A 24,838-nucleotide genomic window follows, 5' to 3' on the forward strand; every position below is an offset into this window, starting at 1 on the left:
TGGTGTGACGCCATAGCCCTACGACTGACGTGCAATCGAGGGCTGCCAAGCCTTAATGATTATCAAGGGGCAAAAACCAGCGCTGTACAAGATCTTTGCCGATCACGCCATGATAAATATTGACTGTGGCCTGAGGGCTATTCGACTTGTTGAGCTGCGAATAGTAGCTTTCTCTGCGCTGGGATTTGAGTTTCAGATGGGCCACGCCGTAGTTTTCCTTTGGCGTATCTGCCGCAGCATAGTGAATGTGGGCGTACCAGAGCGGGGAACCATTCTTGTCATTGATGGCGTATTCCTGAATATAGTCCTTACGCTCGCCAGCCAGTTTTATCCGTTTGCCTAACCCCGCTATCTGCACACGGTCTTGGTCAAGCAGGTACTGAAGATTGCCGTGTGTAGGGGGCAGTTCAAGACTCAACTGGATGCGGAGTTCTTTACCTTTTTCGGTCAAACGCGTGGCGCCACTGCGCAAGTCCTCAACCAAGACCAGATCCGATTGCACCACTGCGTCTAGAGGCTGGGCATTTATGGCTTTGCTGAGTTCTGCTGCCAAGTGATTGAGGCGTTCTGCCTCATGCTGGAGAACCTCTTCAACTTCCTGCGGGTATCTGGAGATTTTTTTATATTCCTCGGCCCTGCGCAGATGCTTTTCGAGATCAGCGTAGCGTTTACGAGCCTCACCTTTGAGAATAGCGAGTGGCTGCGTGACGGAAGGCGCTTTGGGCGTTACTACTTTTATTTCGTCCCAGACCTCGCCGTGCTCTGAATAAGTACCGAGTAGTTGATCGTCTTCTTCAGCACGAACTTCGACAACCTCTATAGGCCACTCACCTCCCGCGGGTATTAATTTGCCAATCAGCCGCCCGCTATTGCGGGTTTTGATGATTCGTTTAGGTGCATCCGCTGTAGGCGCACGGTGAGGCGTGAGCGGCAATTCAGCCCGTTTGATACCCGGTTTAATCTCGGCAGCCATTTTTTTTGTGACGTCTTGGTAAAGCCCGTCCAGCATCGTGATGATTTTGTTGAAGAAAACGCTGTCCAACTCATCAGCGCTGATAATGCCCAAGCCTCGTAAGGAATCCAGCGACTGAGCATAGGAATCAACGAGACTACTCAATACTTCAAGGCTTTCACCGCTGCTGAAATCAAACGTATTGAGCTCTGCATGGGTACTGATAAGTTTTCTCACAGGCGAGACGAGGCTCTCCAGACTTTCAACCAACGCAGTATTAATGTGCCAGTCTTTAACGCTGGGTTTTATCAGCCAATTTAAATATGAATTCTTAATGGGGACATCAAAAAAATCGACGTTGGTTTTCTTCAAACTAACGTCTTTGAGAGAACTCTCATACCGTTGCATTCCCGCCTGATCCAGACGCTCCAGATAGCGAGTCCTGAGTTCAAGCGTGGCAATCATTTTTTCATAAATATCTAAATAGGCCTTAATGACTTGGTCAAACCGCAGATTGCCAGAATGGCTAGCCATCTTAGATATTCTATTTGGAACACCCTTCAAGTCGTGGTCATAAATAACCATAAGATGATTGCACTCAGTCGCAAGAGCCAATATTCGGCCATCAATATCGTATTTCTTTACATCCGGAAACAGGTTTTTAAACTCATCGAGATTCGTCAGCAACAGAAGGTATGAGTCGATCATCTGCTGAGTGGCACTCTCGGCTTTACGGCGATAAACACTGCGTTGTTCTTCAGTAAAACGCGGGTCTTTTTCAGCGCGCTCCATAACGGATATTGACACCTGGAATGTTGCGTTCAACTTCGGCGTTTCTTCGTTGAGCTTCACCCACTGGTCTAGCATCTCCGCTCTTCGCGCATCTTTTTGTTCGCGCAAAGCCTGTAATCGAGCCTTAGGCATGCCGCCAGATAAACGCAAACGCAGATCCAGGGACCATCGACCGTCCCCACTGGACTTCAAATAGGGGCCTAAATGTTTACTGTCAGTTGGGTCTACAATCACGACGCCTTCTGACCCCGCACTGACTTCATATAGCTTGTCCTCAACTAAGGCATGCCATTTATTGTGAATCACATATAGCCCCTTACGAGGCACATCAGCACTGGGGTTGTGCAAGACAGGCTGGGGCATTGGGTTGGGCTTCGTTACCTCGAAACGGGAGAGCATAATTTGTTGGCTGGATGTCAACCGATTCTGGGAACTGGCAAAACTGAAGTCCAGAGGCGTGCTCTGCATGTCGGGTAACTCACCTAGAAAGGCAACAGCTCCCGCAGTCACTTTAGGCGCCGGTAGCTCTGGCCACCGCTCAGCACTGCGCCCAGGCGCCCGAGGCTTTACAACCTGCTCCCTGACACCATCGGCTAGTGATGGCCGCACAGGAACCGACGCAGAGGGGGGGAACAGCACCATGACCAGATTAAGCAGCAAGTCAACCAATCCAAGCTCGCGCGTGGTCGGATCTTCACTGTTGAGTGACGGGATGTCCTTGATGGCAGCCAGCAACATGACTGATAGCCCTACCGTGAGCATTGTGGGAACACTCACAAACGGCAGCAGCACAAGATTGAATATCAAGTTGGTTCGTTCAAGCAACACACCCCAGCGACTCTCGGTGTTGGACACGGAGTCTCTTTCGGCCTGACTCACCAGCGCATTTGCATTGCTGTTGTAGAGAAACTGCACTAGCTTGCCGTTATGCACATATTGCAACAACTCGTCGCTGGCGCCATCGACGGACAACGTGGCGGGTGGCGGTACTTCAATGGGAGCAAACTCGCTGCCCAGTCCAAAACGTACGTAATGGGGTTCCTGAAAGCCACCATGGTCGTATATGGGCCGGGCGACGTTACTCAACCACACCAGCACACTGGTTTGCAGCTCTCCCGGCTGAGCAATAGCCTCCAGCAGTGCGGCGCGAGTGGCGAACTCATGCAGCGATTGATGGTAGAACGGCCGATATAGCAGGTGCGGGCCGACATTCACATCAACGTGTTCAATGATGAACATATTGTCGACCACATCCGGGGCTGCGCCAGACTTGCGCACCATTGCGAGATGCCGAATGACCACCGGAGCACCGTCAACCTGACGGTCAGCAGTGTTGCTCTGCATTAAGGCCGCGACGTAGCCTGCACCGCGTGGGCTGAGGCCGTTTTCTTTCTTAAGACTGAGCTCCAGCGCCTGCAAGGGCAAATACGCACTGATTTGGTCCGCAAACAATTGTTCACGCTTGCGGGCATCACTCGTAGCGCCCAACAGTAGGCTCTGTAGCCTCTCTGGATATGCCTTGCCGATGTTCACCCGCTCGATCAGTCCATTGCTGCGGATGATGTAGTCGGGCGTCAGCCAAGCAGGCAATGCCAACCCGTGCGAATGCTTTAGGCTCAACACCCCCGGCGGCCGCCCCACCAGATTTTTCAACGCAAGGTCGGTCAGGCTCATGATCACTTTTTCGGAGGCAGGTAGCGAAAAAGGGATACCGGCTGTGGAAAAAAACGTCAACTCTATATGGTCAGGGTTAAGCGCTTCGACAGAGAGATGACGGGATGAATCACGCTCCAAGCCTATCTGGTCAAGCTGCATCTGTTGCGTCAAGACATCGATGGAAAATGAGCGAATATCTGCAATACCGGTAAGGAAGGTACGGCCTTGGCTGCTTTTCTTGGCGCGGGCCAAGGCCAGGCTGTATTGGCGGTACTCGGACTGGTCGGCGGCAGATGCCCGCCTCAACCAATCAGGTAAATGCGTTTTAAGTGTACCGATGGCGCGGCCATTGACCGCAGACGAAGCGAGCATGTACTGCGCGGGGTCACTGAGCAACAGACACACTGTTTGCAGCGCCTCGACCCCAACGCGCGCAGGCAACTTCAGTGCTCCTAGGCTCTCCAACTGCCTACCCAATATGATCTCGGCTTGAATGTCGAAAACATTGCCCTCAAGCTCGTAACGCTTGATACAGATTTCATCAGCCAAATAGGATGCACCCATGCGCTGCCCACCGTATTCGATGACCGCGTCGATGGAGGGGAACACTCTGATAGTGCCATCGGGGCGACACATGAGAATCAGGTTGTCGCGTACCAGAACGATGAATGAACTGAGCCGGGTACTTCTGTGTTTCGCGTCGATGAGTGTTGATTCCAAGGCGTAAACCTGTACGCAGTTTTCGCCGTATTGGATTATTCGCCCTTCTCGATCAGGGCACAGAATCACTTGATTTACGGTTTCACGCGCCAAGTCACTCAAATCCTCTTGCCGGATCAAACCAATGCTCAAAGTGTCCTTGAGCACGTCACTGAACCAGCGCCAGCGGCTGACACCCGTATCTGCTGGGCCAGTCCAGTATTCGGCCAGCGCATTTTGAAAGCCGATAGGCACCGTCCAGGTTAATTCCCGGATCAAGGTGTCAATGACCTTCATATCCAGTAAATCAGGCTCCAGCCAATTGGGCGCGTCGTCGCACAGATAGTAAGACCGACCATTGAGCCTCTCTAAACTCAAACCATTGCCGTTGGCCAGATAATCCATAACCCGCGCCACGAAAGGCTGCAATTCCCAGCCACCTTCTGCCAGGGGTACGGCCAGTCGGGTGCGCGCCAGGTCAATCGTCAGGGAGGGATATTTTTGCGAAAGTGCCGCTGCAAGCAGTTGCCGGGTGACAGCTTCCAAGGTCGGGCGACCGGCAAACTGGGCCCTGACAGCATTTACCGCTGAAGCGAATGGTAAGGGCGTGGTGGGGGTTGACATAAAGAGTCCTCGCTAAATGATGATCGGTCGTGTGGCAGATCACGCATTTACGCCCGGACGCTACAAGGCGAGGTGTTAGATGGATATATCAGTCATGGCCCGGCTGAGACAGCAGGTGTAGTGAGGCACCAACGCGCACAAAAAAACCGTGCTTCTTTGCAAAAAGCACGGTTTTTTGTAATGCATCAGAAAATCAACGCTCTAGCAGAATCCGCAGCATGCGGCGCAACGGCTCAGCCGCACCCCACAGCAACTGGTCGCCCACGGTGAAAGCACCGAGGAACTGCGAACCCATGTTCAGCTTGCGCAGACGACCAACCGGCACATTGAGTGTGCCTGTCACTTTGGTTGGACTCAGCTCTTGCATGCTGATTTCACGCTGATTCGGCACCAGCTTGACCCAAGGGTTGTGCTGGCTGATCAGACCTTCGATGTCCGCGATTGGCACATCTTTGTTCAGTTTGATCGTCAGCGCCTGGCTGTGGCAACGCATCGCACCGATACGCACGCAGATACCGTCCACCGGAACCGGGTTTTTGAAGCGACCCAGAATCTTGTTGGTTTCGGCTTGCGCTTTCCATTCTTCGCGGCTTTGGCCGTTGGGCAGCTCTTTGTCGATCCACGGGATCAAGCTGCCAGCCAATGGCACGCCAAAGTTTTCAGTCGGGTAAGCGTCGCTGCGCATGGCTTCGGCCACACGACGGTCGATGTCAAGGATCGCGCTGGCCGGATCAGCCAGTTGATCGGCAACAGCGGCATGGGTCGCGCCCATTTGCTTGATCAGTTCACGCATGTTCTGCGCACCGGCGCCCGAGGCCGCCTGATACGTCATTGCGCTCATCCACTCCACCAGGCCAGCTTCAAACAAGCCACCCAAGCCCATCAGCATCAGGCTGACGGTGCAGTTGCCGCCGATGTAGTTCTTGGTGCCAGCGTCCAACTGCTGGTCGATCACCTTGCGGTTGACCGGATCCAGAATAATGACCGCGTCATCCTGCATGCGCAGGCTTGACGCTGCATCGATCCAGTAACCTTGCCAGCCTGCCTCACGCAGCTTCGGGAACACCTCGGTGGTGTAGTCGCCGCCTTGGCAAGTCAGGATCACATCGAGGGTTTTTAACTCTTCAATGTTGTAAGCATCCTTCAGCGGAGCAATATCTTTGCCCACGGACGGACCTTGTCCACCGACATTGGAGGTAGTGAAAAACACCGGTTCAATAAGATCGAAATCCTGCTCTTCCAGCATCCGCTGCATGAGCACGGAACCAACCATACCGCGCCAACCGACCAGACCTACACGTTTCATCGCAACGACACCTTTAACAAAAAGTGGGGTCGTTACTTCCACCAACAGGAAGTAACGGGCCCGAGAGATTACAGATTCTGTAGCGCCGCGACTACTGCGTCACCCATTTCCTGTGTTCCGACCTTGGTGCAGCCCGTCGACCAGATGTCGCCGGTACGCAGTCCCTGATCCAGAACCAGGCTTACGGCCTTCTCGATGGCGTCAGCGGCAGCCTGCTGATTGAAGCTGTAACGCAGCATCATCGAGACCGACAAAATGGTGGCCAACGGGTTGGCAATGCCCTGCCCGGCGATGTCCGGGGCCGAGCCGTGGCACGGCTCGTACATGCCTTTGTTGTGGGTGTCCAAGGACGCCGACGGCAGCATGCCGATAGAGCCGGTGAGCATCGAGGCCTGGTCGGACAGGATGTCGCCGAACATGTTGTCGGTCACGATCACGTCGAACTGCTTAGGCGCACGCACCAGTTGCATGGCCGCGTTGTCGACGTACATGTGGCTCAGTTCAACGTCCGGGTAGTCCTTGGCCACTTGCTCAACCACTTCACGCCACAGTTGGCTGGAAGCCAAAACGTTGGCTTTGTCGACCGAGCACAGTTTTTTGCCGCGCACACGGGCCATATCAAAACCGACACGGGCGATGCGACGGATTTCGCTCTCGCTATACGGCAGCGTGTCGAACGCCTGGCGCTCGCCATTTTCCAGCTCGCGGGTGCCGCGTGGCGAGCCAAAATAGATACCGCCGGTCAATTCACGAACAATCAGAATGTCCAGGCCCGAAACGATTTCCGGCTTTAGGCTCGACGCTTCGGCCAGTTGCGGGTACAGGATCGCCGGACGCAGGTTGCCGAACAGACCCAGTTGCGCACGAATTTTCAGCAGGCCGCGCTCAGGGCGAATGTCACGCTCGATGGTGTCCCACTTCGGGCCACCCACAGCGCCCAGCAATACGGCATCAGCGGCACGAGCGCGTTCTAGGGTCTCGTCTGCCAGCGGCACGCCATGCTTGTCGATGGCCGCGCCACCGATCACATCGTGGGTCAGCTCAAAGTCGAGCTGGAACTTATCATTGGCCAGCTCAAGCACTTTGACCGCTTGAGCCATGATTTCTGGGCCAATACCGTCGCCTGGGAGAATCAGAATCTGCTTGCTCATGTGTTCCTCTTTCTTGTCGGTTGATGCCCCCCGCGGGCGCACCCTAAAAATGTTCCGAATAACTGACCTGGATTACTTCTCAGCCCACAGCACCAGCACATCGGTACTGAACGAGCCATCTGCGGCAATTTCAAAGTACTCGCGCACTTCGGTCCCCATCGACTGCTGCAACTCGCGAATGGCCGCGCTCATCACCGGCGGCGTACGCATACGCTCGATCCAGGAGGTGAACTCTAAACGCAAACGCTGACGCTGTGTGCTGCGTACTTGCAAACCGGCTTCATTGACCTGACGCAGCCACTCGCCCGCCGAATAATCACGCACATGACTGGTGTCTCGCAGCACTTCAACGCTCTGCAAGTAGGTGTCAAACAACGGGCTGCCCGGCGACAACACATCTATAAAAGCTGCTGCGCCGCCCGGCTTGAGCACACGGCGCACTTCGCGCAGGGCCAGGCCGAGGTCGCTCCAGTGGTGCGCCGAGTAACGGCTGAGCACATAGTCGAACTCGCCATCGGCAAACGGCAAACGCTCGGCAGCACCACACACGGTGCTGATGTTGTTCAGCCCGCGATCAGCGGCGGCCGAACTGACCACATCGAGCATTTGCTGCGACAGGTCGTAGGCAACAACATCATTAACCAGCGCCGCAACGTGAAAACTGACATGACCCGCTCCGCAACCCAGGTCCAGCACTCGCGCAGTTGGCTTATCGGCCAACTCGGCCTTTAGCAAGCCGAATTCAGTGCCTTGCGCATGCACCGCGCTGCTCAGATAGGCCGCAGCCTGTTCACCGAATTGCTTTTGTACAACCTGACTGTGCTGGGCGGTGCGGGTCATGGTGACTTCCTTTGTGATCATTGATTACCCGTGGGAGCGCGCTTGCTCGCGCAGGTGATGCGATCGCGAGCACGCCCGCTCCCAGCGTTCAATAAATACGCTTATTTACGCGTCGCGAAACAACCATGGTTGGCTCGCTCGGTGCTTGCTTTCAAACGCTGCAATGGCATCGCCGTCTTGCAAGGTCAAGCCGATGTCGTCGAGGCCGTTGAGCAGGCAGTGCTTACGGAACGCATCGATTTCGAAGCTCAACACCTTGCCGTCCGGACGGGTCACGGTTTGCGCTTCAAGGTCAATGCTGAGCTGATAACCTGGCTCGGCTTCGACCTGAGCAAACAGTTCATCGACGTCGGCATCGCTCAAGATGATCGGCAACAAGCCGTTCTTGAAGCTGTTGTTGAAGAAAATGTCGGCGTAACTCGGCGCGATAATGCTGCGAAATCCGTACTCTTCCAACGCCCAAGGGGCGTGTTCACGGCTGGAGCCACAGCCGAAGTTCTCACGGGCCAGCAACACGCTGGCGCCCTGATAGCGTTCGGCGTTGAGCACAAAGTCTTTGTTCAGCGGACGCTTGGAGTTGTCCTGGTACGGCTGACCCACGTCCAAATAACGCCATTCATCAAACAGGTTTGGGCCAAAGCCGGTACGTTTGATGGATTTCAAAAACTGCTTTGGAATGATCTGATCGGTGTCGACATTGGCGCGATCCAAAGGTGCGACAAGCCCGGTGTGCTGGGTAAAAGCTTTCATGCTGCGCTCCTTAGATCAATTCGCGGACGTCGATGAAACGACCGTTTACAGCGGCGGCGGCGGCCATGGCCGGGCTTACCAAGTGAGTACGACCACCGGCACCCTGACGCCCTTCGAAGTTGCGGTTGGAGGTCGAAGCACAGTGCTCGCCCGACTCAAGACGGTCCGGGTTCATTGCCAGACACATTGAGCAACCCGGCTCGCGCCATTCAAAACCCGCTTCCAAAAAGATCTTGTCCAGACCTTCCGACTCGGCCTGTGCCTTAACCAGGCCCGAACCCGGCACCACAATCGCCTGTTTGATGGTCGACGCCACTTTGCGGCCCTTGGCAATCACGGCCGCAGCGCGCAGGTCTTCAATCCGCGAGTTAGTGCACGAACCAATGAACACACGGTCCAGCTGAATATCGGTGATCGCTTGATTGGCGTTCAAACCCATGTACTTCAAGGCCCGTTCAATCGAACCACGCTTGACCAAATCAGCTTCCTGCGCAGGGTCCGGCACGTTCTGATCCACCGCCAAGACCATTTCAGGCGAAGTGCCCCAACTGACTTGTGGCTTGATCTGCGCGGCGTCCAACTCAACAACGGTATCGAATTGCGCGTCGGTATCCGACACCAAGTCTTTCCAAGCTTCTACCGCCAAGTCCCATTCAGCACCTTTGGGGGCAAACGGACGGCCTTTAACATAAGCCACGGTCTTCTCATCAGCCGCCACCAGACCCACACGGGCACCCGCTTCGATCGACATGTTGCAAATGGTCATGCGGCCTTCAACCGACAACTCACGAATCGCGCTACCGGCGAACTCGATGGCGTGGCCATTGCCGCCCGCTGTACCGATTTTGCCGATCACGGCCAACACGATGTCCTTGGCGGTCACGCCGAACGGCAATTGACCCTCAACCAAAACCAGCATGTTTTTCATTTTTTTGGCCACCAAGCACTGCGTGGCGAGCACGTGCTCAACCTCGGAGGTGCCGATGCCGTGAGCCAGGGCACCAAACGCGCCGTGGGTCGAGGTGTGAGAGTCGCCGCAGACCACTGTCATGCCGGGCAAGGTCGCGCCCTGCTCCGGGCCAATGACGTGAACGATGCCTTGGCGCACATCGTTCATCTTAAATTCGGTGATGCCGTATTCGTCGCAGTTATCGTCGAGGGTTTGTACCTGCAAGCGGGACACCTGGTCAGCAATCGCTTCGATCCCGCCTTTACGCTCTGGCGTGGTCGGTACGTTGTGGTCCGGGGTCGCAATGTTGGCATCAATACGCCAAGGTTTGCGCCCTGCCAGACGCAGACCTTCGAAGGCTTGCGGCGAAGTCACTTCGTGAATGATATGGCGGTCGATATAGATCAGCGCCGAACCATCGTCGCGCTGCTTGACCAAATGCGAATTCCAGAGTTTGTCGTAGAGCGTTTTGCCGGCCATCAGACGGTTTCCTCATCAGCTACTTTCTGTGCCAATAACCACTTGGCTTGTGAGGTCGATCCTATGGGGTTACAGTGAATAACTCAAATTCATATTTTTTATGCTTTGGATAACCAACAGGAATTCGAATAGATGGATCTCGCGAATCTCAACGCCTTCATCGCCATTGCTGAAACCGGAAGCTTCTCCGGGGCCGCCGAACGGTTGTTTTTAACCCAGCCCGCAATCAGCAAGCGCATCGCCAGCATCGAGCAGCAACTCAAGCTGCGGCTGTTTGATCGGTTGGGCCGCGAAGTCAGTTTGACCGAGGCGGGCCGGGCGTTACTGCCACGGGCGTATCAGATTCTCAACGTGCTAGATGACACCCGGCGGGCGCTGAACAACCTCAATGGCGAAGTCAGCGGGCGCCTCACGCTGGCCACCAGTCACCATATTGGCCTGCACCGTTTACCACCCTTGTTGCGCGAGTTCACCCGCACTTACCCCAAGGTCGCGCTCGATATTCAGTTCCTGGATTCAGAAGTTGCCTACGAAGAAATTCTGCATGGCCGCGCCGAACTGGCGGTTATTACCCTGGCACCAGAGCCGCACTCGCTGATCCGCGCAGTGCCGGTGTGGGATGACCCGCTGGATTTCGTGGTCGCGCCCGAGCACAGCCTGACCCGCCAGGCCGCCGTCAGTCTGGCCGACATTGCGCACCATCCGGCAGTGTTTCCCGGCGGCAACACCTTCACCCATCATATTGTGCAGCGCCTGTTTGAAGGCCAGGGCCTGACGCCCAACATCGCCATGAGCACCAACTACCTTGAAACCATCAAAATGATGGTCTCTATTGGCTTGGCATGGAGCGTGCTGCCGCGCACCATGCTCGATGAACAAGTGGCATCGATCGCTTTGCCGGGCATTCAGTTGACACGCCAGCTAGGCTATATCGTGCACACCGAACGAACGTTGTCGAATGCCGCACACGCCTTCATGACACTGCTAGATGCTCAGGACGATACGCAGCACACCGAACACCCCTGAAAGAACAGGCCAAAACACGGACAGCTCTCAAGATTTTCATCTCAAGGATCGCAGTTCATGGCAAACACCGAAGACGCTGTGCTACCCACTTCAGGCTTGGCAAATGTCGACTTGCAAACGCAGGGACATAACTGGCTGAGTGCAAAGCATTTGCTGGATGCGCTGAACGCCGCGCAAATGGGGGCATGGAGCTGGGAACTGGAGAGTGGCGATCTACAGTGGTCGAGTGGTGCTCACAGCCTGTTCGGGCTTGATTCGCAAAAAGGGCTACCCACCAACCTTGAGGACTTGGGCACCCTGCCCTTTGACGACTGGCCCAAAGCCCAGCGGGCCTTCGAAGCGATCATCAACGGCGCACCGCTGCAAAAATTTATCCATCACCGCGTGCGCTGGCCCGATGGGAGCCTGCACTGGCTGGAAATCCGCGGCAGTTTGATCCCCTGTGAAAACAATAAGCCACGCATGATGGGCGTGATCCGCGAAGTCACCCAGCAACGCCAGCGCCAGCTAGCACTCAACAACTCTGAACAACGCTTTGCCACACTCTTTCAACTGTCTCCGCACATGGTGATGCTGGTACGTATCGAAGACGGGCTGATCAGTGAGGCCAACCATTTTTTCGAAAAGCTGCTGGGCTGGACCGCCGCTGAAGCCATTGGTCGCACCACCGTGGAACTGGGGCTTTGGCCTGATCTTGAGCAACGCCTGCAATTTATCAATGCGATTAACGAACACGCCACGCCAATCAACATGGAAGCTCAATTGGTGGGGCGCAATGGCCAACTGCATGACGGCCTCCTCAGCGCGCAAAAAGTCGAATTGGAAGGTGAGGCCTATATGGTCAGTACCTTCGTTGACAACCGCAATCGCAAGGAGGCCGAACAAGCACTGATCGACAGCCAGGAGCGCTTGGACCTAGCACTCGACTCCGCTCAGTTGGGCACCTGGGATTGGCACATCCCCAGCGGTCGCCTCTACGGCTCGGCCCGTGCAGCGCAATTGCATGGCTTGCCGCCCGAGCCGTTCAACGAATCATTCGATGCTTTTTTCGAGGGTGTGCCCGACGAAGTGCGTTTGAGGATGCGCAACGCCTATCGCTCATTGCGCGAAGGGCCCGCAGGCAATTACCAACTGACGTACCGCGTGCCGCTGGCAAACGGCACCTCGCGCTACCTTGAAAGCCGCGCCCGGCTGTACCGCGACGAGGGCGGCGCGCCCCTGCGCATGGCCGGAACCTTGCTCGACATCACCGACCAAGTGGAGCGCGAGCAACGCTTGAGCGCTTCGGAAGAAAAATTCGCCAGTGTGTTCCAGACCAGCCCCGACCCTATTTGCGTCATGCTGGCAGACAGCGAGCACTTCATCGAAATCAATACCAGCTTCACCCAGACCCTTGGCTGGACCGTGGTCGATCTGCAAGACGACGCCGACACCAGCAGTGCCCTCAGCGACACCAGCGTCCATCATTTACGCCAGTTGCAGCGCATTATTCGTGCCCCGGCGCAGAACAATACCGCCATTTCCTTGCACCACAAAAACGGCGAGCTGCTGACCTGCGTGATGTCCAGCCGCCACATTGAAGTCGACGGTCAACCGTGCGTCGTCACCACATTGCGCGACATCACCCAGCAACAGCGCGCCGAGGCGGCACTTAAAACCAGCGAAGAGAAATTCGCCAAGGCTTTCCACTCCAGTCCCGACGCCATCACCATCAGCGAGCTCGCCAGCGGCCGCTACCTGGAGGTCAATGACGGGTTCAGCCGTTTGACAGGCTACAGCAGCGCCGAAGTCATTGGCCGCAGCCCATACGAATTAGGAATTTGGGGAGACAGTTCAAAACGCGACGCGCTGCTTGATGAACTGCGGGAAAAAGGCCGCATCAGCAACCGGGAAGTGCTTGGCCGCTCCAAACGCGGAGACATGCTCAATGTCGAGATTTCAATCGAACTTATTACCCTCAACCGCATACCCTGCCTGCTGCTGACCGCGCGCGATATCAGCCAGCTGAAAACCGCGCAGGCCCAGGTCAGGCATCTGGCCTACCACGACCCCTTGACCAATCTGCCCAACCGCGCACTGCTCATGGACCGCCTGAGCCAGCAAACCTCGCTGCTTAAACGCCATGACCTGCGCGGCGCGCTGTTATTTCTGGATCTGGACCACTTCAAACACATCAACGATTCGCTGGGGCACCCGGTGGGCGACTCGGTATTACGCATCGTCACCGCACGCTTGGAAGCCAGCGTGCGCAGCGAAGACACCGTGGCACGCCTGGGCGGCGACGAGTTTGTGGTGTTGCTGACCGGCCTTCAGGGCTCACTGGAAGAAGTCACACACTCGGCATGCAGCATCGCCGACACCGTGCGTGAATTACTGGCCGAACCGATGTTTCTCGATGGTCAGCGCCTGCAAGTAACCCCGAGTATTGGCATCGCCTTAATTCCCGATCACGGCTCAACCCCGGCTGACCTGCTCAAGCGGGCCGATATTGCGCTTTACCGGGCCAAAGACTCGGGACGCAACACCACGCAACTGTTTCACTTTGATATGCAGACTGCGGCCAGCGAACGAATGCGCATGGAAAGCGATTTGCGCACAGCCTTGGCACGCGATGAATTCACCCTGCACTTTCAGCCGCAAATCGACGCCCGCACCAACCGCATCGTTGGCGCCGAGGCTTTGCTGCGCTGGCAGCACCCGCAATTGGGGCCACAGTCGCCGGCAGAATTCATCAAAATCCTAGAAGACAGCGGCTTGATTCTGGAAGTCGGCACCTGGATTCTCGATGAAGCCTGCCGCTCGTTCAGTGAGTTACTGCGCGAAGGACTGATCGACCCCGAGGATTTCAGCCTGTGCGTCAATATCAGCCCGCGCCAGTTTCTACAAAGCGACTTCGCCGAACGGGTGCAACGCAGCTTGCTGCATCACCATGTGCCCTACTCGATGCTCAAGCTTGAAGTCACCGAAGGCATCGTGATCCAGAACTTGGAAGACACCATCGACAAAATGCACCACCTGATTGCCTTGGGCGTCAGCTTTGCGATGGACGATTTTGGCACCGGCTACTCTTCGCTCACTCACCTCAAGCGCTTGCCGGTCGACACTTTGAAGATTGATCAATCGTTTGTGCGCGAAGCGATTCATGACCCCAACGACGCTGAAATCGTCCGCGCGATTGTCGCCATGGCGCACAGTTTGGGCCTGACAGTGGTGGCTGAAGGGGTTGAGAAATTGGCGCAATTGACGTTTTTACAGACGCTGGACTGCCATTTGTACCAAGGCTATCTGCACAGTCGGCCAGTGCCTTTGGCGCAATTTCGGATGTTGTTGCAGGAAATACCAAAAACGACCTAAGCAAACGTGGCCCCCTTTAGGAGCGAGCTTGCCTCGCGATCTTTGGATCGTTTAAGAGATCGCGAGGCAAGCGCGGTTTACAAGGTTACATCCGCCCGAATTTACCCGACTGAAAGTCGACAAAGGCCTGATGAATCTCGGCATCGGTGTTCATCACAAACGGGCCATGACCCACGATGGGCTCGTCAATCGGCTCTCCGCTGAGGATCAACAGCATCGCGTCGTTATTGGCTTCAAGGCGTACCTGTGAGCCATCACGTTCGAACAATGCCAATTGCCCTTCGCGTGCCACTTCCTTGCCGTTGATCTCCACCACACCACGCAGCACCACCAATGCGGTGTTACGGCCTTGATGCAGATCAAAGACGGCTGACTTGCCCGCGTTCAAGCGAATGTCCCACACGTCGATGTCGCTAAACGTACGCGCCGGGCCACGTTTACCGTCGAACTCACCGGCGATCAAACGTAACGTGCCCGCATCGTCCTTGAGCGCCAGCGCAGGAATGTCGCGGTCCAGAATACCTTGATACCCCGGCTCGGCCATTTTGTCCTTGGCCGGCAGGTTGACCCACAACTGAACCATTTCTAGCGTGCCACCACTGCGGGCAAAGGCTTCGGAGTGGAACTCTTCATGCAGGATGCCCGCCGCCGCGGTCATCCACTGCACATCGCCAGGACCGATCACGCCGCCATTGCCGGTGGAGTCACGGTGTTCAACTTCACCTTGATAAACGATCGTCACGGTCTCGAACCCGCGATGCGGGTGCTGCCCCACACCGCGACGCTCAGTGGTCGGTGTGAATTGGGCGGGGCCTGCGTAATCGAGCAAAAGAAACGGGCTGACGTGCTTGCCCATGTTGTCGTAGGAAAACAACGTGCGCACCGGGAAACCATCGCCGACCCAATGGCCTCGTGGCGCGGTGTAGATACCCAAAATATTTTTCATGCTGCACCTCCTGTAATGCATGGTGACAATTCTAGATTCGCACCACCCATAAGACTAGATGGCATTTATGAATCTGAGCGTTCCACACATAGAACAATCATGACCGCTTAGAAGCGAGCTTAAATTATTCAGCGTGCTCCTCGTCCTCTCCTGATAGCAAAGGCCGTACCCCGGCGGATTTCTACTGAGATGGCGATGACTAAACCACGCACTAAAAAAGCCCTGTTGATCGGTATTCCTCTTGCGCTGGCCGTGGCCATCGGTGGCGGATTTCTGGTCTGGGACACGTTTTTCAAGGGTAATGCGGGCTACCCGCTGAACATCGTCCAGCAAGCCAATGAGCTGCAAGACCACCTACTGTCATTCGACAGCCACATCACCGTGCCACTGGAGCTCGGCAGCGCGGGTAATGAGGCGGATAAAGACGGGCCAGGCCAATTCGACCTCGCCAAAGCGGCCAAAGGTCGTCTCTCCGGCGCGGCCCTGACGATTTTCGGCTGGCCCGAAATCTGGAACGGCCCCAACGCCCCGCACCGCCCAACAGCCGGCTTTGTCGAAGCGGCGCGCAATGAGCAGGAAGTGCGCTACCAAATCATCAGCGGCATGGTTCGGGACTTTCCCGAGCAAGTGGCGATTGCCTACACGCCGGATGACTTTCGGCGCCTGCATGGCGAAGGCAAGTTTGCGATTTTTATCAGCATGCTTAACGCCTATCCGCTGGGTAACGACCTGGACCAGCTCGACAAATGGGCCGCCCGCGGCATGCGTATGTTTGGCTTCAGTTATGTCGGCAACAACGACTGGGCCGATTCCTCGCGGCCACTGCCGTTTTTTAATGACACCGCTGACGCCCTCAATGGCCTGTCCGAGACCGGAAAACAGGCTGTGCAGCGCCTCAATGACCTCGGTGTGATCATCGACGTCTCGCAAATGTCGAGCAAAGCGCTGGAGCAAGTCAGCCAGCTTAGCCGCACGCCCATGGTCGCCTCGCACTCGGCGCCACGGGCACTGGTAGACATCCCGCGTAACCTCAGCGACCCAGAAATGCAATTGATTAAAAACAGCGGTGGCGTGGTGCAAATCGTTGGTTTTTCGACCTACTTGCGGCCGCTGAGCCAGGCCAGTCAAGACAAGCTCAACACCTTGCGCAGCGAGTTCGACTTACCGCCTTTGCACACTCTGGAAATGGCCCTGATGCCCGGCGACGCGATCATTACCGTGTGGCCGGAACAACGTTTCGGCCAGTACGCCAGCGGCCTGTACGGCATTGTCGAGCAAGAGCCCAAAGCCACACTCAAAGACTATGGCGATGCGATTGACTACGCCGTAAAAAAAATCGGTATCGACCATGTCGGCATCAGCTCTGACTTCAACGATGGCGGCGGCCTGAATGGCTGGAAGGACGTGAGCGAAACACGCAACGTGACTGCCGAACTGCTGCAGCGCGGCTATTCGCAGGCGGACATCGCCAAGCTGTGGGGCGGCAACTTCCTGCGGGTCTGGGACACCGTGCAAAAAGCCGCCAAACCTACCTCATAAGTGAACTCTTCGACCATGCCGACGCTAAAACTGCTGTTTAGCCTGCCCTTCGCCGCACTGCTCTGGGCCTCGCCAAGCGCTGCGGCCGAGCCAGGCAAGGTGTTCAAAGACTGCAAAAACTGCCCGGAAATGGTGGTGCTGCCCACCGGCAGTTTCACCATGGGCACGCCCGACGATGAAGTCGGCCGTGAGCCCGATGAAGGCCCGATGCACACGGTGACGTTCAGCAAGCCGATTGCCATCAGTCGCTTTCAGATAACGGCGGCTGAGTTCGATGCTTACATAAGGGAAACCGGGGCCAAGATTGCCGACGGCGATGACCGGCCGGGACGCGCATGCACCGCCAGCAAACCCAGCTATCCGCAAGGGCCGCGCCAGCCTGCGGTGTGCATGGACTTTGAAGACGTTAAGCACTACGTCAACTGGCTGGCGAAAAAGACCGGCAAGCCCTACCGCATGGTCAGCGAAGCTACCCGCGAATACGCGGCACGTGCTGGATCGACCGGGCCTTTTCCATTCCCGATGGACGAAGGCAAGGAGTACAGCATCGCCAAACACGCCAACACCTATGGCCCGGCAGATGGCTACAGCTATACCTCACCGGCGGGCAGCTACCCGGCCAATGCCTTTGGCGTGTATGACATGCACGGCAACGTGTACGAATGGCTGGCGGACTGCAAACACGACAACTATGTGGGCGCGCCAAGCGATGGCAGCGCGTGGGTGACTGATTGCGCCAGTGAGTTAATGCAAATTCGCGGCAACGACTGGGGTGAAGCTCCCGTGTTTTCACGTTCGGGCAATCGCAATGACATCTACCCGCAAACCCGTGGCGACTGGATCGGCTTTCGGGTTGAGCGTGATTTATAACCCAGACCTGAACTCATTGTGGGAGCGGGCTTGCTCGCGATGCAGGCAACTCGGTATGCCCGATTAACCGTGTTGATGTTATCGCGAGCAAGCCTGCTCCCACAGGGTTGTGAACAACCGGCCCAAGCAGCTAAATCCCCGCGTCAATAACTCGTTCACAAGAGACTGCCTTTCCCTTGATCCAAGGAACTCTTGTTTATGAGCCAGCCCGCTACGCCCCGCACGTCCCCGGGGGTTCTTCGAGAACTGTTCATCCTGCTCAAGCCGTTTCGGCTGATCGTCAGCCTGTCGGTGTTGCTGGGCATGATCGGCGGGCTAAGCGTCACGGTGCTGTTGGCCACCATCAACAATGCCCTGCACGACGAAAACGGCCTGACCCAGCACGTTGTCGCGCTGTTTGCCGGGTTATGCGTTCTGGCACTGATCAGCAGTATTTGCTCTGACATCGGCAGCAATTATGTGGGCCAGCACATCATCGCCAAGCTGCGTAAAGAACTCGGAGAAAAGGTGCTCTCGGCGCCCATTTCGCAAATCGAGCGTTATCGCAGCCATCGGCTGATTCCGGTGCTGACCCACGATGTCGACACCATCAGCGATTTCGCCTTCGCCTTCGCCCCGCTGGCTATTTCGCTGACGGTGACCTTGGGCTGCATGGGGTATTTGGCCATGCTCTCGTGGCCGATGTTTTTGATGATGCTGGTGGCGATTGTGATCGGCACGGTGATTCAGTACATCGCTCGCGGCTATGGCCTTAACGGCTTTGCGCAAGCCCGTGAAGCCGAAGATGACCTGCAAAAGCATTACAACGCCATTGCCGAGGGCGCCAAAGAACTGCGGATCCATCGCCCGCGCCGCCAGCGCATGTTCGTCTCGGGGATCCAACACACGGCGCAAAAAATCTGTGACATCCAGGTGCGCTCAATCAACACCTTCGTCATTGCCAAAAGCCTCGGCTCGATGCTGTTTTTCGTGGTCATTGGCCTGGCGCTGGCTATGCAATCGTTATGGCCCAGCAACAACCCCGGCGTGATCAGTGGCTTCGTGCTAGTGCTGCTGTACATGAAAGGCCCGCTGGAACATTTGATCAGCACCCTGCCGATCATCAGCCGCGCGCAAATCGCCTTCCGGCGTATTGCCGACTTGTCCGAACAATTCAACTCACCCGAACCGCACCTGTTGCTCAGTGAACACGGCGCGCCGCACAAAACCGTCAATAGCTTGGAACTGCTGGACGTTAGTTACAGCTTCCCACCTGTGGACGGCAATGCGCCGTTCCGTCTGGGGCCGGTGAACCTGACGATCAAACAGGGCGATATTGTGTTTATCGTCGGTGAAAACGGCTGCGGCAAAACCACCCTGATCAAGTTACTGCTAGGCCTGTATGCCCCGCAACACGGCGAAATCCGCCTCAACGGCCAGCCAGTGACGGCCGAGAGTCGCGATGACTATCGGCAATTGTTTACCACCATTTTTGCCGACTACTACCTGTTCGATGACGTGGTGCAAGGCGACATGCACATCCCGCAGGACGCCGAGGAGTACCTCAAGCGTTTGGAAATCTCGCACAAGGTCAGCATCACTGACGGCCGGTTCAGCACCACCGACCTTTCGACCGGGCAGCGCAAGCGCCTAGCACTGGTCAACGCCTGGCTCGAAGAACGCCCGGTGCTGGTGTTTGACGAGTGGGCGGCCGACCAAGACCCGACCTTCCGGCGCATTTTCTACACCGAACTGCTACCGGACCTTAAGCGGCTGGGCAAAACCATCATCGTGATTTCCCACGACGACCGTTATTTCGACATCGCCGACCAGTTGGTGCGCATGGACAACGGCAAGGTCAGCACCGCGCTGGATGTCGCGTAACGCCAGCCCTTCCCACCCTGTAGGACCGAGCTTGCTCGCGATCTTTTAACGATCACAAGAGTGCAAGGCAAGCTCGCGCCTACCGGTTTATCTGACGCATGACATTAATTTCAAATAATTCAGGAACTTCTTTCCGGTTTCTCAATCGCGCTGCGTCTAATAACTATTCCCATTAACAAGAACGAAATTTCTTACGGAGCCTAGGCACGCAATGCTACGACCAAACTTGAGCCGGACCCCTCTTTCGATCGCTACCCAGCGACAGACTGTTCGCCGCACCCTGTTATCCAGCGCCCTTGTGGCATCGGTTTTACTGGGTTCTTCCATGGCTATGGCTGCTCCGGTGGCTTTGAATATTCCGGCACAGTCGCTGGCCAGCGCTCTCAATGAATTTGGCAAACAGGCCAATCTGCAAATTCTCTACAGCCCTGATCAAGTTCAAGGCATCAAGTCGCATTCGGTTTCCGGCTCTCTGGAGCCCGTCAAGGCGCTCGAAGCCCTGCTGCAAGGCAGCGGCGTGTCCTATCAGCTCAACGGCGACACGGTGATTATCAACACGCATCAGGGCAAAGGTTTGGAGTTGGGCGCAACAACCATTTCCGGCCAGAACCTGGGTAACACGCTGGTCACCGAAGACTCCGGTTCCTACACCACCAGTGCCACGGCCAGTTCGACCAAGCTGCCGCTCTCGATCCGTGAAACCCCGCAAACCGTGACGGTGGTCACCCGACAGTTGATGGACGATCAGGCCGCCCAGAGCATTGGCGATGTGCTGCGTAACGCACCGGGGATTTCAACCCAGGCCTACGACAGTGACCGCATGGAGTACTCAGCGCGTGGCTACGCCATCACTAACTACCAGTACGATGGGGTTAACAGCAAATACGATGGCGTTTTCGATGAAGGGGCGACCAAGGTCGACATGGCCTTGTATGACCGCGTCGACATTGTCAAAGGCGCTACCGGCCTGCTTTCCGGCTCGGGCGAACCGTCGGCAACGATCAACATGATTCGTAAAAAACCAACCCGAGAATTTAAGGCCTCTGTCACCGGCAGCGTCGGCTCATGGGACAACTACCGCACCGAAGGCGATATTTCCGGCCCGCTAAATGACGATGGCAGCGTGCGCGGGCGCTTGGTGGGGGTTTATCAGGACGCCGATTCGTACTTAGATCACTACTCCAAAAAGAACGACGTGTTCTACGGCATCATCGAGGCTGACCTCACGCCGGACACCCTGCTGACCTTCGGCATGGACTACCAGAAGATCAAGCCACGCGGGTCGTCTTGGACCGGCAACCCTTACTATTTCTCGGACTTCAGCAAGACCGACTTCAGCCGTTCGTTCAACCCGGCCACCGACTGGAGCCGTCGCGATGTCACGGCACAAACGGTCTTCGCCTCCCTTGAACACCGGTTTGACAACGAATGGAAAATCAAAGGTACGCTGAATCAGCAAACCAACGACCACGACACCCAACTGGGCTCGGCCAGTGGCGGCAACCCGGACCCGGTAACCGGTGACGGCATGTTTTTCTACTGGGGCCGGTGGGAAGGTCATCGCGTACAAAACACCGCAGACATCAACGCCTCCGGCCCATTTACCCTGTTCGGCCGCGAACATGAACTGGTCGTAGGGGCCACCTCGCAGTCTTCAAGACTCACCGGTGCAACCTATGACGCCAGCCAATTTGGTCTGGTGCCCGGCAGTATCTTTGACTGGAGCGGTAAATACCCGAAGCCGGACTTCCCGAAAAACGGCAAATACGAAGAGAACTCCAATCAGAACAGTGCCTACATTGCTGCGCGCTTCAAGCCGGTTGATGACCTGGCGGTGATCCTCGGCAGCCGCGTCAGCGACTTCCAGTACAACGATACCTACAGGTACTACGTGCAGTCATCGACGTTCAGCGACAACAAGACCAATTCCAAACAGCACGGCAAGGTCACGCCGTACGCAGGCGTGGTGTATGACCTGAACGACACCTACTCGACCTACGCCAGTTACACCTCGATCTATAAGCCTGTTACCGAGAAAAACCGCTCTGGCAGCGCCCTCGCCCCCACAGAAGGCAACAGCTACGAAATCGGCCTGAAAGGTGAGTACTTCGGCGGCCGATTGAATGCTAGCGCGGCGGTCTTTCATACCGAACAGAAAAAGCTGCCAATCTATGCCGGTATCGATGGCGCCGGTAATACCTACTATGAGTCGGTTGACGGTGCCAAGACCAAGGGCATCGAGTTTGAACTGGCGGGTGAGTTAATGCCTGACTGGAACATCATGGCGGGTTACACCTATGCCCAGACCAAAACCGATGATGGCGAACGTCTGTATGGCTTCCCGCTGGAAACCACCAAACCGGAAAACGTGGCGCGGGTGTTCACCACGTACCGCCTGCCGGGCGTGCTCAACAAGGTTACCGTCGGCGGTGGCGTGAATTGGCAGAGCCCGTTCTACGGCAAGATTTACAACGACTCGAAGGGTGACTACGACATCATCGAACAGGACAAGTACGCGCTGGTTAACCTGATGACCCGCTACGAGTACAACGAACACCTGACGTTCAACCTCAACGCCAACAACGTGTTCGACAAAAAGTACCTGTCGGGCCTGGGCAACTTCAGCACCGTTTACTATGGCGAACCCCGCAGCCTGACGCTGACCACTAAGTACGCGTTCTAACCGCCCCCTGAAGGAGTGAGCTTGGCGCACGATCTTTTTAACCAGCAAAAGATCGCGCGGCAGGCTCGCCCCGGCAAGCAGTCAGCCCCTGTGCTTTTCAGCCAATACCCTTACACTGACCGCCCCTGACACACTGGCGCGATCATGGACCTCGACCTGGCCCGTACCTTCCTCGAAATCGTTCGCTACGGCAGCCTTGCGGCAGCCGCTGAAAAACTCTACATCACCCAGACCGCCGTCACCGCCAGGGTGCAAAAGCTCGAAAGTCTGCTCGGTACAGGCCTGTTTGTGCGTAATCGTGCCGGGGCCAGATTAACCCCCGACGGCGAAGCTTTCGTGGTCTATGCCAACCAATTGCTGCAAACCTGGGAAGCCGCCCGTCGCGATGTGCCGCGCCCCGAAGGCCTGCACAAGATGCTTCACTTGGGCGGTGAAGTCAGCCTGTGCAACCCGCTGATGCTGAGCTGGGCCAAAGCCCTGCGCCACCACCTCACCACGCACGCCTTGCGGATCCAGATTCGCGATGGCGAGCATTTGTTGCGCCAGATCGAAATGGGCTTGATGGATGCCGCGCTGGTGTATCAACCGGCCTATTGGCCGGGGATGCAAGTGGAGCAGTTGCTCGAAGAAAAACTGATTCAAATTCGCCGTCCCGCGCTGCCCGATCCTTACGTGTACGTGGACTGGGGCGAAGATTTCCGCCGCCAGCATGACGCTGCCCTACCCGACAAGGCCCGAGCGCCCATCAGCTTCAACCTAGGGCCGGTGGCGTTGCACTACATTATGGAAAACGGCGGCAGCGGCTACTTCCGCACCCGGGTGGTCAAAAGTTACTTGGACAGCGGCGCACTGGAACGCGTGCCCAAAGCCCCCGAATTCAACTACCCAACCTATCTGGTCTATTCACGCGAGCGCGACAGTGCGGCCTTGCAGCATGCGATCGAACTGCTGCGCGAACTGGTTAAAGAAGACGGCGACTGGTCGCAGCGCTGGGGACCGGAAATTTAACATTTGTGCATGGATGAAAGCTTTCAGCTTTAAGGCCAATCCCTTAGTCTGCGAACGCTTAATAACAAGAACCCCACAGGTGGCCCATGACCGATCTCACGCGTGCCAGCGACAGCTGGTTGACCTCCACTTCCCATCAACGGTGGTTGCACGATCAAGGCCAAGTGCTGGTGGACTTCGCCAAAGCCGCCCGTCTTCCGTTCGGTTTTGCCAGCCTCGACCGCTTTGGCAAACGCCCGAACGATGCACAGACAGACACCGTAACCACCGCACGCATGGTTCACAGCTTCGCCCTCGCCCATATTCAAGGCCTGCCAGGCTGTGCGCCGCTGGTTGATCACGGCCTCGCGGCCCTGGCCGGCGCATTACGCGATACCACCCACGGCGGCTGGTTCGCCGCCCCTGATGCGCAAGACGGCAATCGACGCAAAGCGGCCTACCTGCATGCCTTTGTCGCGTTGGCCGCCAGCTCCGCCGTGGTTGCGGGACGTCAGGGTGCTGCCGAGTTACTGACCGAGGCGGTGGGGGTTCTTGAGCGGCATTTCTGGTCAGAAGACGAAGGGGCATTGCTGGAAAGCTTTGCTGAAGACTGGAGCGACTGCGAGGCGTATCGCGGCGCCAACAGCAATATGCATGGCACTGAAACTTTTCTGGTACTGGCAGATGTGCTCGACGAGGACCTGTGGCTTGACCGTGCGCTGCGCATCGCACAACGGGTTATTCATCAACACGCGGCACAGTCCGATTATTTGCCCATAGAACACTTCGATGCACAGTGGCAGCCGCTGCCCGACTACAACCGCGACAATCCGGCGGACCCCTTTCGACCTTTCGGCAAAACCCCAGGCCATGCATTCGAATGGTCACGCCTGTTGCTGCACCTTGAGGCAGCGCGCAAACAACGCGGCATGCACAGCCCTGACTGGCTGCTAGAAGCTGCGCGGCAACTGTTCCAGAGCGCATGCCGCCATGGCTGGAACGTCGATGGTGAGGCAGGGATTGTTTACACCTTGGACTGGAACCATCAACCAGTGGTGCGCGAGCGCTTGCACTGGACACTCGCTGAAGCGGCTGCGGCAGCCGCAGCGTTAGTGCAACGGACCGCCGAGCCTGAATATGACGCGTGGTATCAGCGTTTCTGGGACTACATCGACCTGCACCTGATAGACCGTCAGAACGGCAGTTGGCACCACGAACTGGGGCCAGACAACCTGCCCTCTGACAACATCTGGCCCGGCAAGCCGGACCTTTACCATGCTTACCAGGCCACATTATTGCCGCGCTTGCCGCTGGCGATCAGCTTGGCCAGCGCACTCAAGCTACGCCGCTGAAGACAGGCGCACAAAACCT

15 protein-coding genes are annotated in these 24,838 nt (G+C 56.6%); 8 read left to right on the top strand and 7 right to left on the bottom strand.

The annotated features are described in order from the left end of the window. Window positions 1–52: 52 nt before the first annotated feature. From B347_RS0102505 to leuC, 6 genes are all read right to left on the bottom strand, one after another. A complete protein-coding gene (locus B347_RS0102505; RefSeq protein ID WP_019408133.1) occupies window positions 53–4,723 on the bottom strand; it encodes a dermonecrotic toxin domain-containing protein in 4,671 nt (1,556 codons plus the stop codon). Between the two features lie 193 nt (window positions 4,724–4,916). Next, window positions 4,917–6,029, bottom strand: a complete 1,113-nt coding sequence (gene asd / locus B347_RS0102510) for an aspartate-semialdehyde dehydrogenase (RefSeq protein ID WP_019408134.1) — start codon at window positions 6,027–6,029, stop codon at window positions 4,917–4,919. Window positions 6,030–6,097: 68 nt separating this feature from the next. Next, window positions 6,098–7,180 (bottom strand): 3-isopropylmalate dehydrogenase, encoded by a 1,083-nt coding sequence (gene leuB / locus B347_RS0102515; protein WP_019408135.1) that lies wholly within the window; start codon window positions 7,178–7,180, stop codon window positions 6,098–6,100. Window positions 7,181–7,252: 72 nt separating this feature from the next. Further along, window positions 7,253–8,020 carry a class I SAM-dependent methyltransferase gene (locus B347_RS0102520; RefSeq protein WP_019408136.1) on the bottom strand — a complete coding sequence of 256 codons (768 nt, stop codon included), beginning with the start codon at window positions 8,018–8,020 and terminating at the stop codon, window positions 7,253–7,255. Between the two features lie 105 nt (window positions 8,021–8,125). Then, window positions 8,126–8,770, bottom strand: coding sequence for a 3-isopropylmalate dehydratase small subunit (leuD, locus tag B347_RS0102525; RefSeq protein WP_019408137.1), 645 nt, complete (start codon window positions 8,768–8,770; stop codon window positions 8,126–8,128). Between the two features lie 10 nt (window positions 8,771–8,780). Further along, complete coding sequence (leuC, locus tag B347_RS0102530; RefSeq protein ID WP_019408138.1) at window positions 8,781–10,199, bottom strand: 3-isopropylmalate dehydratase large subunit; 1,419 nt, start codon at window positions 10,197–10,199, stop codon at window positions 8,781–8,783. Window positions 10,200–10,331: 132 nt separating this feature from the next. On the opposite strand from leuC, the gene B347_RS0102535 reads away from it, so the two are divergent. After that, window positions 10,332–11,225 (top strand): LysR family transcriptional regulator, encoded by an 894-nt coding sequence (locus B347_RS0102535; protein WP_019408139.1) that lies wholly within the window; start codon window positions 10,332–10,334, stop codon window positions 11,223–11,225. 57 nt (window positions 11,226–11,282) lie between these two features. Beyond that, complete coding sequence (locus tag B347_RS0102540; protein WP_019408140.1) at window positions 11,283–14,579, top strand: bifunctional diguanylate cyclase/phosphodiesterase; 3,297 nt, start codon at window positions 11,283–11,285, stop codon at window positions 14,577–14,579. Between the two features lie 85 nt (window positions 14,580–14,664). Here B347_RS0102540 and B347_RS0102545 read toward each other — a convergent pair whose 3' ends face one another. After that, the gene (locus B347_RS0102545; protein ID WP_019408141.1) at window positions 14,665–15,525 is read right to left on the bottom strand and encodes a pirin family protein; all 861 of its coding nucleotides are present in this window, start codon (window positions 15,523–15,525) and stop codon (window positions 14,665–14,667) included. Window positions 15,526–15,720: 195 nt separating this feature from the next. On the opposite strand from B347_RS0102545, the gene pvdM reads away from it, so the two are divergent. The 6 genes from pvdM (at window position 15,721) to B347_RS0102575 (ending at window position 24,819) form a co-directional block, all read left to right on the top strand. Further along, window positions 15,721–17,064 carry a pyoverdine-tailoring dipeptidase-like protein PvdM gene (pvdM, locus tag B347_RS0102550; RefSeq protein ID WP_019408142.1) on the top strand — a complete coding sequence of 448 codons (1,344 nt, stop codon included), beginning with the start codon at window positions 15,721–15,723 and terminating at the stop codon, window positions 17,062–17,064. A 15-nt stretch (window positions 17,065–17,079) separates the two neighbouring features. After that, on the top strand, window positions 17,080–17,934 hold the full coding sequence (locus B347_RS0102555; protein ID WP_019408143.1) for a formylglycine-generating enzyme family protein: 855 nt from the start codon (window positions 17,080–17,082) through the stop codon (window positions 17,932–17,934). 198 nt (window positions 17,935–18,132) lie between these two features. Further along, the gene (locus B347_RS0102560; RefSeq protein WP_019408144.1) at window positions 18,133–19,797 is read left to right on the top strand and encodes a cyclic peptide export ABC transporter; all 1,665 of its coding nucleotides are present in this window, start codon (window positions 18,133–18,135) and stop codon (window positions 19,795–19,797) included. A 211-nt stretch (window positions 19,798–20,008) separates the two neighbouring features. Next, a complete protein-coding gene (locus tag B347_RS0102565) occupies window positions 20,009–22,480 on the top strand; it encodes a TonB-dependent siderophore receptor (protein ID WP_033386995.1) in 2,472 nt (823 codons plus the stop codon). Window positions 22,481–22,624: 144 nt separating this feature from the next. Further along, complete coding sequence (locus tag B347_RS0102570; protein ID WP_019408146.1) at window positions 22,625–23,488, top strand: LysR family transcriptional regulator; 864 nt, start codon at window positions 22,625–22,627, stop codon at window positions 23,486–23,488. An 86-nt stretch (window positions 23,489–23,574) separates the two neighbouring features. Then, a complete protein-coding gene (locus B347_RS0102575) occupies window positions 23,575–24,819 on the top strand; it encodes an AGE family epimerase/isomerase (protein ID WP_019408147.1) in 1,245 nt (414 codons plus the stop codon). The last annotated feature ends 19 nt before the right edge of the window (window positions 24,820–24,838 follow it).

It is taken from the genome of Pseudomonas psychrophila HA-4, from assembly GCF_000282975.1.
Classification (GTDB): Bacteria; Pseudomonadota; Gammaproteobacteria; order Pseudomonadales; family Pseudomonadaceae; genus Aquipseudomonas; species Aquipseudomonas psychrophila_A.

Excerpts from the sequence above, each read along its gene's own strand:
- B347_RS0102570 (WP_019408146.1), top strand. The coding sequence starts at position 22,625 with ATGGACCTCGACCTGGCCCGTACCTTCCTCGAAATCGTTCGCTACGGC.
- pvdM (WP_019408142.1), top strand. The coding sequence starts at position 15,721 with ATGACTAAACCACGCACTAAAAAAGCCCTGTTGATCGGTATTCCTCTT.
- B347_RS0102535 (WP_019408139.1), top strand. The coding sequence starts at position 10,332 with ATGGATCTCGCGAATCTCAACGCCTTCATCGCCATTGCTGAAACCGGA.
- B347_RS0102560 (WP_019408144.1), top strand. The coding sequence starts at position 18,133 with ATGAGCCAGCCCGCTACGCCCCGCACGTCCCCGGGGGTTCTTCGAGAA.
- leuC (WP_019408138.1), bottom strand. The coding sequence starts at position 10,199 with ATGGCCGGCAAAACGCTCTACGACAAACTCTGGAATTCGCATTTGGTC.
- B347_RS0102565 (WP_033386995.1), top strand. The coding sequence starts at position 20,009 with ATGCTACGACCAAACTTGAGCCGGACCCCTCTTTCGATCGCTACCCAG.
- B347_RS0102575 (WP_019408147.1), top strand. The coding sequence starts at position 23,575 with ATGACCGATCTCACGCGTGCCAGCGACAGCTGGTTGACCTCCACTTCC.
- leuB (WP_019408135.1), bottom strand. The coding sequence starts at position 7,180 with ATGAGCAAGCAGATTCTGATTCTCCCAGGCGACGGTATTGGCCCAGAA.
- leuD (WP_019408137.1), bottom strand. The coding sequence starts at position 8,770 with ATGAAAGCTTTTACCCAGCACACCGGGCTTGTCGCACCTTTGGATCGC.
- B347_RS0102555 (WP_019408143.1), top strand. The coding sequence starts at position 17,080 with ATGCCGACGCTAAAACTGCTGTTTAGCCTGCCCTTCGCCGCACTGCTC.
- B347_RS0102505 (WP_019408133.1), bottom strand. The coding sequence starts at position 4,723 with ATGTCAACCCCCACCACGCCCTTACCATTCGCTTCAGCGGTAAATGCT.
- B347_RS0102520 (WP_019408136.1), bottom strand. The coding sequence starts at position 8,020 with ATGACCCGCACCGCCCAGCACAGTCAGGTTGTACAAAAGCAATTCGGT.
- asd (WP_019408134.1), bottom strand. The coding sequence starts at position 6,029 with ATGAAACGTGTAGGTCTGGTCGGTTGGCGCGGTATGGTTGGTTCCGTG.
- B347_RS0102545 (WP_019408141.1), bottom strand. The coding sequence starts at position 15,525 with ATGAAAAATATTTTGGGTATCTACACCGCGCCACGAGGCCATTGGGTC.
- B347_RS0102540 (WP_019408140.1), top strand. The coding sequence starts at position 11,283 with ATGGCAAACACCGAAGACGCTGTGCTACCCACTTCAGGCTTGGCAAAT.